The organism is Enterobacter asburiae, from assembly GCF_007035645.1.
Taxonomy (GTDB): domain Bacteria; phylum Pseudomonadota; class Gammaproteobacteria; order Enterobacterales; family Enterobacteriaceae; genus Enterobacter; species Enterobacter asburiae_B.
Genome location: NZ_AP019632.1, coordinates 524,845 through 536,687 on the forward strand (window position 1 = coordinate 524,845; position 11,843 = coordinate 536,687).

An 11,843-nucleotide genomic window follows, 5' to 3' on the forward strand; every position below is an offset into this window, starting at 1 on the left:
GAGCGGAGTCACATGATGATTGAGTTTCCGGTTGTACTGGTTATTAACTGCGGATCGTCCTCTGTTAAGTTTTCGGTGCTCGACGCCAGCAGCTGCGATGCCCTGATGACGGGCATTGCAGACGGGATCAACACCGAGAAGGCCTTTATTTCCGTGAACGGGGGTGAGCCAGCCAGACTGGCTCACCAGGACTACGAAGGGGCGCTGGCTGCCATCGCCCTGGAGCTGGAGAAGCGTAACCTGATGAGCAGCGTGGCCTTAATTGGCCACCGCATTGCGCACGGGGGAAACCTCTTCAGCGAGTCGACCCTGATCACGGAAGAGGCGATCGCGCAGATTCGCCAGGTCTCCCCGCTGGCGCCGCTGCATAACTACGCCAACCTGAGCGGCGTGGAAGCGGCAGAGCGCCTGTTCCCGGGCGTGCAGCAGGTCGCGGTATTTGATACCAGCTTCCACCAGACGCTGCCGCCGCAGGCATATCTGTACGGATTGCCGTACCGCTATTTTGAAGAGCTGGGCGTGCGCCGCTACGGCTTCCACGGCACCTCTCACCGCTACGTGGCCGCACAGGCGCATACGCTTCTCGGGCTGTCCGCCGACGACAGCGGCCTGGTGATTGCCCATCTCGGCAACGGGGCGTCTATCTGCGCGGTGCGCAACGGCGAAAGCGTCGACACCTCGATGGGGATGACGCCGCTGGAAGGGCTGGTGATGGGTACGCGTTGCGGCGATGTGGACTTCGGCGCGATGGCGTGGATTGCCCAGCAGACCGGCCAGTCGTTCGAGGATCTGGAGCGCGTGGTCAATAAAGAGTCCGGGCTGCTGGGGATCTCCGGCATCTCCTCCGATTTACGTGCGCTGGAGAAAGCCTGGCACGAAGGCAACGAGCGGGCGCAGCTGGCTATCCATACCTTCGTGCACCGCATTGCGCGACATATTGCCGGCCACGCGGCGTCGCTGCACCGCCTGGATGGGGTGGTCTTTACCGGCGGAATTGGCGAAAACTCGAAGCTTGTCCGCACGCTGGTGGCGGAACATCTGAAAGTCTTCGGCATCATCCTCGACGACGCCAAAAATGCCCTGCCGGGGAGCGCGGGTGAGCGCGTGATCTCCACCGAATCGTCCCGCGTGGCCTGCGCGGTTATCCCTACCAACGAAGAAAAAATGATCGCGCTGGACGCCCTCCGTCTTGGAAAGGTTACCCCGGCCGCGGCTTACGCCTGATAAAGCGAGAATCACATGAAAGTAACAATCGATACGGGCGTCGCGCCCTACAGCGACGCATGGGCCGGGTTTCGCGGTGAAGAATGGAAAAACGCCGTCAACGTCCGCGATTTTATTCAGCATAACTACACCCCTTATGAAGGCGATGAAGCTTTCCTCGCGCAGGCGACGCCAGCAACGACGGCGCTGTGGCAGAAGGTAATGGTCGGCATTCGCCAGGAGAACGCCACCCACGCCCCGGTGGATTTTGATACCAACATCGCCACCACCATTACGGCCCACGGGCCGGGCTATATCGACCAGGATCTGGAGACGATCGTCGGCCTGCAAACCGATAAGCCGCTCAAGCGCGCGCTGCACCCGTATGGCGGGATCAACATGATCCGCAGCTCGTTCGAAGCCTATGGTCGGGAGATGGATCCGCAGTTCGAATACCTGTTTACCGACCTGCGCAAAACCCACAACCAGGGCGTGTTTGACGTCTATTCGCCGGAGATGATGCGCTGCCGTAAATCCGGCGTGCTGACCGGTTTGCCGGACGGCTACGGGCGCGGACGCATCATCGGTGACTATCGCCGCGTGGCGCTATACGGGATCGCTTATCTGGTGCGCGAGCGCGAACTGCAGTTTGCCGATCTGCAGGGCAGGCTGGAGCGCGGTGAAGATCTGGAGGCGACGATCCGCCTGCGTGAAGAGCTGGCGGAGCACAGGCGCGCGCTGCTGCAGATCCAGCAGATGGCGGCGAACTATGGCTTTGATATTTCACGTCCGGCGATGAACGCCCAGGAAGCGGTGCAGTGGGTCTATTTTGCCTATCTTGCAGCGGTGAAATCCCAGAACGGTGGGGCGATGTCGCTAGGGCGCACGGCCTCGTTCCTCGATATCTACATTGAACGCGACATGCAGGCAGGAAGGCTGAATGAAGTCCAGGCGCAGGAACTGATCGACCACTTCATCATGAAGATCCGCATGGTGCGCTTCCTGCGCACGCCGGAGTTCGACACGCTCTTCTCCGGCGATCCAATCTGGGCGACGGAAGTGATCGGCGGCATGGGGCTGGACGGGCGCACGCTGGTGACCAAAAACAGCTTCCGCTATCTGCATACCCTGCACACCATGGGGCCTGCGCCGGAGCCGAACCTGACGATCCTCTGGTCTGAACAACTGCCGATCGCGTTCAAGAAATACGCCGCGCAGGTGTCGATCGTCACCTCTTCGCTGCAGTATGAGAACGACGATCTGATGCGTGCGGACTTCAACAGCGACGACTACGCCATTGCCTGCTGCGTCAGCCCGATGGTGATCGGCAAGCAGATGCAGTTCTTTGGCGCGCGCGCCAACCTCGCCAAAACGCTGCTGTACGCGATCAACGGCGGGGTGGACGAGAAGCTGAAGATCCAGGTCGGCCCGAAAACCGAGCCGCTGCTGGACGACGTGCTGGATTACGATACCGTGATGGCGAGCCTCGATCACTTTATGGACTGGCTGGCGGTGCAGTACATCAGCGCCCTGAACCTCATTCACTACATGCATGATAAGTACAGCTACGAAGCCTCGCTGATGGCGCTCCACGACCGGGACGTCTATCGCACCATGGCCTGCGGCATTGCCGGGCTGTCGGTGGCGGCGGACTCCCTGTCGGCCATTAAATACGCCACGGTGAAGCCGGTGCGCGACCACACCGGTCTGGCGGTCGATTTCGTGATTGAAGGGGACTACCCGCAGTACGGCAATAACGACGACCGCGTGGACAGCATCGCCTGCGATCTGGTGGAGCGCTTTATGAAGAAAATTCAGGCGCTGCCAACCTACCGCAACGCGGTGCCAACCCAGTCGATCCTGACCATCACCTCCAACGTGGTTTACGGCCAGAAGACCGGGAACACGCCGGACGGACGCCGCGGCGGCACGCCGTTTGCGCCTGGCGCGAACCCGATGCACGGCCGCGACAGAAAAGGGGCCGTGGCCTCGCTAACGTCGGTGGCCAAGCTGCCGTTCACCTATGCGAAAGACGGTATCTCCTACACCTTCTCCATCGTGCCGCAGGCGCTGGGCAAGGACGAGCTGGTGCGCAAAACCAACCTGGTGGGGCTGCTGGAGGGGTACTTCCATCACGAAGCGTCCATTGAGGGCGGGCAGCATCTGAACGTCAACGTCATGAACCGGGAAATGCTCCTCGATGCCATTGCGCATCCCGAGAATTACCCGAACCTGACGATCCGCGTTTCAGGCTATGCGGTGCGTTTTAACGCACTGACGCGCGAGCAGCAGCAGGATGTGATTTCGAGGACGTTTACGCAATCTATCTGACGACATTCAGGTCTCATGCCCCCTCACCCTGGGGGCATTTTTTTGCCCGCTAAACATACAAAATTGTTTATATAATTACTCACACATATTCATCCGCTCTTGAAAAACAATACGCCTGCTTTTCCCTATCACAGCATGTAAGGACAGTAAGATGATGAAAATGACCCGTATTGCGCTGGTCGCCGCCTCGCTGGCAGCGTGCAGTTTTACGGCGCAGGCCGCGAACGTTGAGGCTGCCCCGTCTCCCTCGCAGGATCCGCTGGTACAGCACCTGAAGCTCAGCAATGAGCAGGTTAAAAAGATTGAAGATCTGCATAAGCAGCTGGAACAAAATGTCAGCAAGATCCCGATGACGGGGGTGAAGGACGGCGCGCTGATCGACATGTTCCAGGCGGGTAAATGGGACGAAAGCACGGTGAAAAGCCAGCTTGCTGCCTTTAGCAAAATTGAAGAGCAGACCCGCTATTACCGCGTGAAATATTACTTCGACGTCAGCCAGGTGTTGACGCCGGAACAGCGTAAGCAGATTAGAACCGATATGGCTAACGCGCTGGCAGAGTGATTTCGTACGTCGCGAACGGCGCCGGATGATTCTGGCGTGGATCGATCGGTTCCCTCTCCCATTGGGAGAGGGTTAGGGTGAGAGCATTCTCTAAACCGGCAAATCAATCAGCAGCGCGCGCAGTGGCGTATCCGCCACCAGGGTGATATTCGCTTCATCACGAATAAACGCCCCGTCGCCGCAGGTGAGCGCTTCTTTCTCTTCCGTGTGCGTCACCGCATGTACCGTACCGTGAATAGACTGCAAATAGGCGCGCGGACCATGAAGCTGGAAGCTCGCCTGTTCACCTTTCTTCAGTTCGATATGGTGCAGCCACACCTGCTGGCGCAGCTGCAGGCTACCTTTACTGCCGTCCGGCGATGCAATCAGCTGCTGCTTATCGCCCGTTAAATCTAACTTCTGTACCAGCGGATTTTCCCGCTCGGGGCAGGCGTCCAGCCACAGCTGCATACGGGTCAGCGTTTTGTCTTTGCTGAGGTTATGTTCGCTGTAGCTGATGCCCGGCTGCGTGGAAATTAACAACGCTTCGCCAGCCTTTGCCTGGACATGATTGCCCTCGCTATCGCGGTATTCTGCCTCGCCTTCCAGGATCAGGTTCAGGATATCGACTTTCGGGTACGTACGCGGCTGGAAGGAGGCGCCCGGGGCGAGCACTTCCTGATTCAACACGCGCAGTGAAGCGTAACCGAGGAGTTTAGGGTCAAAGTAGTGTCCAAAGGAAAAGGTGTAGCGGGCCTGCAGCCAACCGAAATCGGCTTGTCCGCACTGTTTAGCTGTTCTTGTCGTAATCATAAACTTGACCTCTCTTTACACTAAAACAATGGTAAAGGTATGGACGCTGCATTGTTAGCCAGATATTCTGCCCGGTATGTTCAAATTTCCTGAATGAGAACGAGATGGCTAAAGAGAGAGCATTGACGCTTGAGGCGCTTCGCGTCATGGACGCGATTGACCGGCGCGGCAGTTTTGCGGCGGCGGCAGATGAGCTGGGGCGCGTTCCGTCTGCGCTAAGCTACACCATGCAGAAGCTGGAGGAAGAGCTGGACGTGGTGCTGTTTGACCGCTCCGGTCATCGAACAAAATTCACCAACGTGGGGCGAATGCTGCTGGAGCGCGGCCGCGTGCTGCTGGAAGCGGCGGACAAGCTCACGACGGACGCCGAAGCGCTGGCGCGCGGCTGGGAAACCCATCTGACGTTAGTTACCGAAGCGCTGGTGCCGACAGAAGCGCTGTTCCCGCTGGTGGACCGCCTGGCGGCGAAGGCCAATACGCAGCTGTCAATCATCACCGAGGTGCTGGCAGGCGCGTGGGAACGTCTGGAAACGGGCAGGGCGGATATTGTGATTGCGCCGGACATGCACTTCCGTTCCTCATCGGAAATCAACTCGCGCAAGCTCTACAGCGTGATGAACGTCTATGTTGCCGCACCTAATCACCCGATTCACCAGGAGCCGGAGCCGCTCTCTGAAGTGACGCGCGTGAAGTATCGCGGCGTGGCGGTAGCGGATACCGCGCGCGAGCGTCCGGTGCTGACGGTGCAGCTGCTGGATAAACAGCCTCGTCTGACGGTGACCTCGCTGGAAGACAAACGGCAGGCGCTATTGGCCGGTCTGGGCGTGGCGACCATGCCGTACCCGTTTGTCGAAAAAGACATTGCAGAAGGGCGGCTGCGCGTAGTCAGCCCGGAATATAGCCACGAGGTGGATATTATTATGGCGTGGCGCCGTGACAGCATGGGCGAAGCCAAATCATGGTGTTTACGCGAAATTCCGAAGCTTTTCACGCAATACAATAAATAAAATCGTAATTGGTAGGCCCGGTAAGCGAAGCGCCACCGGGCTTTTTTTATGCGCCGATCTTAGGATCCGGACCAAAGCGGTTTTCGCCCGGCGTCCCGCTCTGGCAGTTGAAGATCAAAATCACGATCCAGCCAATAATCGGGATCAACAGCAGCAATAACCACCACGCTGAACGATCGGTGTCGTGCAGTCGACGGAACAGCACCGCCCACGATGGCAGCAGGACTAACAGGCCATAAATGGTGGTCAGCACGCCTTCACCGCCAGCCCGCTCCCAGCCAAGAATTTTATCCACAATACCCAGCACCATAATGAGAATGAAGTTCACCAGAACGAACATCCAGTACTCTTTGCGGCGGGCACGGCCACCAAATCCAATGTAGTTACGCAGTACTTTTAAATACCAGTCCATTTTCCTTGCCTCATTAATCAGTCAATCACTTGTTTTCTAAGCGATCGAGGTAAGGATAGATGGAGATTGTGAATTAAAAAAGGGCATCTGGTGATGCCCTTCGTATTTATCCAAATCGGACGTCGCGCCCGTGAGGTTCATCCAGATCCTGCCACGGCCCAATGGAGATAATGCCCGTCGGGTTGATGGTTTTGTGGCTGCGGAAATAGTGGGTGCGGATATGGTCGAAGTCGACCGTGTCGGCAATACCCGGCATCTGGTAGATGTCACGCAGGAAACCATGCAGGTTCAGGTAATCGCTGATGCGGTGCTTGTCGCACTTAAAGTGGGTGACATAGACCGGATCGAAGCGAACCAGCGTGGTCCACAGGCGGATGTCCGCTTCCGTCAGGCGATCGCCCGTCAGGTAGCGATGCTGGCCCAGGATCTGCTCGAGACGCTCAAGCGATTCAAACACCTTTCCGACCGCTTCGTCATACGCTTCCTGGCTGGTGGCGAAACCGGCCTTGTAGACGCCGTTGTTGACGTTGTCGTAAATCCAGCCGTTCAGCTCATCAATCTTATCGCGCAGTTCAACCGGGTAGTAATCCCCGGCGCGGGCGCCGTGCGCGTCAAACGCGGTATTGAACATGCGGATGATTTCCGCAGACTCATTGCTGACAATCGTCTGGTTTTTCTTGTCCCACAGCACCGGCACGGTAACGCGCCCGGTGTAGTGAGGATCGGCGCGAAGATAGAGCTGGTAAAGGAAATCGTGGTGGTAGAGATCGTCGCCGGTCGCCGCGGGGAAATCACTGTCAAACGTCCAGCCGTTTTCCAGCATCAGCGGGTTCACGACCGAAACCGGAATTAAGGATTCGAGACCTTTAAGCTTGCGCACAATCAGCGTGCGGTGTGCCCACGGGCAGGCAAGCGAAACATAAAGATGATAACGGTCTTTCTCAGCCGCGAAGCCGCCTTCGCCGCTCGGGCCTGGCGCGCCGTCGGCGGTCAGCCAGTTACGGAAGGCCGAAACTGAGCGCTTGAAGCGACCTCCGGTGGATTTGGTGTCATACCAGACATCCTGCCATACGCCGTCTACGAGTTGTCCCATTTTTTCTCCTCCGTCAGATAGCAAAAGCGAGGAGATGTCTCCTCGCTTTGTGTTCATTCAGTATAGCGTGCTTACCACTTCTTATTCAGAACGCGGTCGATGCTGTATGCGCCCGGGCCAGTGACGGCCAGCAGCAGGAAGCCACCCGCGATGGTCAGGTTTTTCATGAACATCAGAGAGTTCACGCCTTCCGCAAAGTTGCTGTGGAAGATGAACGCCGTCAGCACGGTGAAGCCTGCGGTAAACAGCGCGGTGGTACGGGTCAGGAAGCCGAACAGTACCGCGAGGCCGCCGCCGAACTCAAGAAGAATGGTCAGCGGCAGCAGGAACCCCGGAACGCCCATGGCTTCCATATACTGCTGGGTACCCGCATAACCGGTGATTTTTCCCCAACCTGCCACGATGAACAGAATTGGCATCAGAATACGCGCGACCAGTACACCAACATCTTCTAATTTTTTCATTTTACTCTCCAGGAAACCACATGAGCGGCTGAACATTATTTGTCTGCAATTCCGGGTAGATACCGCGGCGTTGCTGTCGATGGAGAGGATAATAAACGGGGCGGGTGGTAATTGTTAGCAAGGAAAACTGTCAATCTTCTTCAAAGATATTGAGTAAGGGAACGTGTGCGCTGGTGCCATCACCCCAACCCTTTCCCACGGGGAGAGGGCGCAAAAACAAAAAACGGTAACCTGAGTTACCGTTTTGCTTTTATCACCGCAGCTGCTGCTGCCGTAACGTTGCTTTCACCAGACGCCAGGCGCTCCAGGCGCCGAATCCACGACGAGCCCAGCGGATCAGCATGTTCGGATGACGAACCGTCCAGATCGCCATCACGCTGCTGCCGACCAGCGCCCACGAACGCAGGCTCAGGACGGTATTCCAGCCCCGGTCAAACCGTCGCGTCGCGTCGATCCAGTCGCGACGACTGGCAGACAGATCCAGCCGTTGCTGCTGGATCTGGCTTAACAGGTACGCTTTTCGCTTTTGACGTTCGGCTTTATCGCTCACGGCTAGTCATCCTCCAGCAGAGCGCGATCGTTCGCCAGCTCCTGACGCGTATGGCGCAGGAAAGTGGATTTGCGCGCTTTACGCAGCGTCCAGATACCGCCTATCAACGCAGCGACCAGCAGAACGACGGTGGTGGCAATCATCGCGTTAAGACGATACTGCGGATCGATGGCCCAGATGATTAACACCATCAGGCTCATCAGACCAAACGCGGCAAAGAGCATGGTCAGCCCGAGCATTAGCAGCATCTGGAAGAGGTTCGCTTTCTCCTCTTCCAGCTCCACCACTGCCAGCCGGACGCGCGTTTCGGCAATCCCGACCAGCGTCGTTAAAATACGCTGGCCGATGCCGAGGACGTTGTTAGCAGGCCCTTGTGCGTGACGAGGATCTTCCATATCAACGACGCGTCAGAAGGACACCCAGTACCACACCCACTGCGGCACCAATCCCAACACCCGTCCATGGATTATCACGCACATATTCGTCCGCGCGGGCAGCCGCTTCGCGGGTCTGTTTCGCCAGCGCATCACCGGTTTCACCCAGGCGATAGCGGCTCTCTTTCAGCGCCTGCTCCGCCTTGCTGCGCAGCTTGCTGACCTCTTCTTTTGACTTGTCAGCAGAGGAGTTCAGCACCTCTTCAAGGGTATCGGCCAGGGATTTCAGTTCAGCGCGCAGATGTTCAGACGTCGTATCTTTTGACATGATTCTCTCTCCTGTTGAGATTTCCGTTAACTCAATAATCGCGAGCTTCCAGCGCTTTCAGGTCGTCCTGCGCTTCTTTCAACTTCTTCTCGCGCTTAGCAATTTTTTCCGCATCTCCTTTCTCTTTCGCTTCCTGCAGGTCGCGACGGCGCTCGGCTATCTCGTCCTTCTGTTCAGCGATTTTCTTCTTGTGATCGGCACGAAGCTTGCTGTCTGAACAGTTCGCTTTCACTTCGCTCAGCGCTTTTTTAAGACCATCAACACGGTGCTGATTGTTATGCTTTTCGGCATAACCGATCTCACGCTGAATATCCTGTTCTTTCTCCTGACAGAGAGAGTTTGCGAAGGATGCTGTGCTTAAAGAAAAAAGGGCCAGAGCCAGAGTCATGCGGAATTTCATTATCGAAACCTTCCATTGTGTTGCGGCGTTAGCCGCTATCCAAAGTTATGCGGAGTACATCGAGGGGTGCTCCGCGTACTTAAGCATAGTAAGTAAACGGGGGATTCACCAAAGTGAGTGAAAAGATTCGGAATCCTGGAAGTTATCCAAACCGATGCGACGTATCGCGAATCAATGACAGCCAGGCTGCAGGCTGGCTGTCATCTTCCTGCTGGGCAATGATATACCCGTGCGGCAGCGTACGGTCGAGAACCACTTTCGCGGCGGCACTTTGCGCACGGGAATCAAACTTGATCAGTAAAACATCGTCCTGCGGGGTAATGCTCTTAAAGCGGATCCCGTTCGCGTCCAGATGATGCCAGACAGAAAAACCGTCAGGCACGCTGGCGCCCTGGTTTACCGGGCGAATAGCCAGCGTCGATTCCTGATGCGAAAGCGCGCTCCATGCCAGCAGCATGGCGCTGAGGACGATCAGCGTAATCACGGCAACGGCAAAACGGCGCAGGGCGAGCGGTGAGATAGCCATCGTTAGCCTCTGGCTCCGTATTTCTTCTTCCACAGGACAACCAGTGAGCCAATCAGGCCGAAGACCAGCAGAACCACTGGCAGCAGCATCAGGCAGGACATCAGCTGATCTTCATATTTCATAAAGACCGGTGTTTTACCCAGCGCATAGCCGAGCGTCGTCAGAATAAGCACCCATAGCAGGCCGCTCATCCAGTTAAAGAACTGGAAGCGCGTGCTGCTCAACCCCGACAGACCGGCAATGGTCGGCAGCAGGGTGCGAACAAAGGCGATAAAGCGGCCAATCAGCAGCGCGGAAAGCCCGTGCTTGTGGAAAAGGTGGTGCGCCCGCTGGTGATAATGCGCGGGAAGATGAGAGAGCCAGTTCTGGACGATACGGGTATTGCCCAGCCATCGTCCCTGGATATAGCTCACCCAGCAGCCGAGGCTGGCCGCAACGGTCAGTAATAAAATGGTGTGTGGAAACGCCATCGCCCCTTTGGCACACAGCACGCCGACAAGCACCAGCAAACTGTCACCGGGCAGGAAGGCAGCAGGCAGCAAACCGTTCTCAAGGAACAGGATCATAAACAGGACGAAATAGAGCATGCCAATCATGGAAGGGTTGGCCAGCGTTTCAAAATCCTGCGCCCAGAGGGCATGCAGTAGTTGGGTCAAAAGTTCCATTCAGTGTTCCTGGAAATCGGTTAACGTCACGCCTGTTATCCGGGACAAACAGCACGGCGACATTGTTGTGATTTCATTATGGTCGCTCGCGGACACATTGCGGTGTGGCCAACACTGTTCCCTGTTAATTGGCTGGTTAGCAAGCACTAACTTACAAAATAAGGAATTGAATCCAATTGTAACAAAGCCCAACGTTCTGCGTCACAGAATTTGCAGGGGTGAGTTGATTTTGGCGTAAGCCCAGGAAGTGAGCGAGGGGATTTACAAAGGCTGACACTATATATGTTTTGCTTACTCCTGTAAGCCGGAAGGCGCAACGTAGCGCCTGCCAGCAGAAAGGTCATCTATTTTGCGGCACTGGAAGCCGTATCGAGATGAACAACCGGATTATCGGCAAAAAGATAGCGGTCAGCGTTAAATTCGAAGTCATCGCTGGTTTCGTTGAACAGCATCTGCTTGGTGTTTTCCAGGTGCTGCCACATCGCCAGCTTGGCGGCATGCGGATCTTTACGAATCAGCGCTTTAAGGATTTGGTCGTGATCGTCGCACCAGTTGTCGACGGTACGGGAATCGATATGGTCGTGCAGTTTTTTCCAGTACGGGTTGTGAACGCGCTGAGTCCACATTTTTTCAACGATTGCCGCCAGGGCCGTATTTTGGGTTGCCAGGGCGACCTGAACGTGGAACTGCAGATCCCACTCTGAATCGCGGAAACATTTCTCCTTACGGGCATTCTCCTGGATCTCCATCAGCTTCATGATGTCCTGCTTGGTCACCTGCGTCGCCGCAAACTCAGCGATATTGCTTTCGATCAGCTGGCGAGCCTGGAGCAGCTCAAACGGGCCATAGCTGGCGAATTCCAGACTTTCGTCCGCGACGGGAGAGTGTTTCGGCAGATTAGAAATCACGTGAATGCCGGAGCCTTTGCGTACCTCAACGTAGCCTTCCACTTCCAGCATGATAATCGCTTCACGCACCACCGTGCGGCTGACGCTTTTTTCATCCGCGATAAAGCGCTCGGCGGGAAGTTTATCACCGACAAGATAGACCCCTTGCTCGATGCGATCTTTCAGCTCCGCAGCAAGTTGTTGATACAAACGACGTGGTTCGGTGATTTCCATATGCGCTCCAGGCAG

The 11,843-nt window shown here is 56.4% G+C and carries 15 protein-coding genes; 4 read left to right on the forward strand and 11 right to left on the reverse strand.

The features are described from left to right. The first annotated feature begins 15 nt into the window (after positions 1-15). From tdcD to FOY96_RS02480, 3 genes are all read left to right on the forward strand, one after another. Positions 16-1,224 carry a propionate kinase gene (tdcD, locus tag FOY96_RS02470; protein ID WP_094934487.1) on the forward strand — a complete coding sequence of 403 codons (1,209 nt, stop codon included), beginning with the start codon at positions 16-18 and terminating at the stop codon, positions 1,222-1,224. Between the two features lie 15 nt (positions 1,225-1,239). Continuing rightward, positions 1,240-3,534: a formate C-acetyltransferase gene (pflB, locus tag FOY96_RS02475; protein WP_143346441.1), complete on the forward strand. Its 2,295-nt coding sequence runs from the start codon at positions 1,240-1,242 to the stop codon at positions 3,532-3,534. 151 nt (positions 3,535-3,685) lie between these two features. Further along, positions 3,686-4,096, forward strand: a complete 411-nt coding sequence (locus FOY96_RS02480; RefSeq protein WP_033146727.1) for a Spy/CpxP family protein refolding chaperone — start codon at positions 3,686-3,688, stop codon at positions 4,094-4,096. Between the two features lie 90 nt (positions 4,097-4,186). Here FOY96_RS02480 and FOY96_RS02485 read toward each other — a convergent pair whose 3' ends face one another. After that, on the reverse strand, positions 4,187-4,888 hold the full coding sequence (locus FOY96_RS02485; RefSeq protein ID WP_023309295.1) for a pirin family protein: 702 nt from the start codon (positions 4,886-4,888) through the stop codon (positions 4,187-4,189). Between the two features lie 104 nt (positions 4,889-4,992). Between FOY96_RS02485 and FOY96_RS02490 the strand changes: the two genes are divergently transcribed. Then, on the forward strand, positions 4,993-5,895 hold the full coding sequence (locus FOY96_RS02490) for a LysR family transcriptional regulator (RefSeq protein WP_029739659.1): 903 nt from the start codon (positions 4,993-4,995) through the stop codon (positions 5,893-5,895). Between the two features lie 46 nt (positions 5,896-5,941). Here FOY96_RS02490 and FOY96_RS02495 read toward each other — a convergent pair whose 3' ends face one another. The 10 genes from FOY96_RS02495 to exuR all read right to left on the reverse strand — a co-directional run bounded on the left by FOY96_RS02495 (position 5,942) and on the right by exuR (position 11,828). After that, positions 5,942-6,307, reverse strand: coding sequence for a DUF805 domain-containing protein (locus FOY96_RS02495; protein WP_029739660.1), 366 nt, complete (start codon positions 6,305-6,307; stop codon positions 5,942-5,944). Between the two features lie 106 nt (positions 6,308-6,413). Beyond that, a complete protein-coding gene (locus FOY96_RS02500; RefSeq protein WP_048981210.1) occupies positions 6,414-7,400 on the reverse strand; it encodes a glutathione S-transferase family protein in 987 nt (328 codons plus the stop codon). Positions 7,401-7,471: 71 nt separating this feature from the next. After that, positions 7,472-7,864, reverse strand: a complete 393-nt coding sequence (locus FOY96_RS02505; protein ID WP_023309292.1) for a DoxX family protein — start codon at positions 7,862-7,864, stop codon at positions 7,472-7,474. 253 nt (positions 7,865-8,117) lie between these two features. Continuing rightward, positions 8,118-8,414, reverse strand: a complete 297-nt coding sequence (locus tag FOY96_RS02510) for a YqjK-like family protein (protein ID WP_033146723.1) — start codon at positions 8,412-8,414, stop codon at positions 8,118-8,120. A gap of 2 nt (positions 8,415-8,416) precedes the next feature. Further along, entirely contained in the window at positions 8,417-8,809 is a 393-nt protein-coding gene (locus tag FOY96_RS02515; RefSeq protein WP_023333540.1) for a phage holin family protein, read from the reverse strand. Between the two features lies 1 nt (position 8,810). After that, positions 8,811-9,116, reverse strand: a complete 306-nt coding sequence (locus tag FOY96_RS02520; RefSeq protein WP_008503141.1) for an ElaB/YgaM/YqjD family protein — start codon at positions 9,114-9,116, stop codon at positions 8,811-8,813. Between the two features lie 31 nt (positions 9,117-9,147). Beyond that, entirely contained in the window at positions 9,148-9,516 is a 369-nt protein-coding gene (locus tag FOY96_RS02525) for a DUF1090 domain-containing protein (protein ID WP_023309291.1), read from the reverse strand. Between the two features lie 142 nt (positions 9,517-9,658). Next, complete coding sequence (gene mzrA / locus FOY96_RS02530; protein ID WP_039260467.1) at positions 9,659-10,042, reverse strand: EnvZ/OmpR regulon moderator MzrA; 384 nt, start codon at positions 10,040-10,042, stop codon at positions 9,659-9,661. A 2-nt stretch (positions 10,043-10,044) separates the two neighbouring features. After that, positions 10,045-10,707, reverse strand: coding sequence for a DedA family general envelope maintenance protein YqjA (yqjA, locus tag FOY96_RS02535; RefSeq protein ID WP_024906405.1), 663 nt, complete (start codon positions 10,705-10,707; stop codon positions 10,045-10,047). 344 nt (positions 10,708-11,051) lie between these two features. Next, the gene (gene exuR, locus FOY96_RS02540) at positions 11,052-11,828 is read right to left on the reverse strand and encodes a transcriptional regulator ExuR (RefSeq protein WP_023309288.1); all 777 of its coding nucleotides are present in this window, start codon (positions 11,826-11,828) and stop codon (positions 11,052-11,054) included. Positions 11,829-11,843 lie beyond the last annotated feature (15 nt).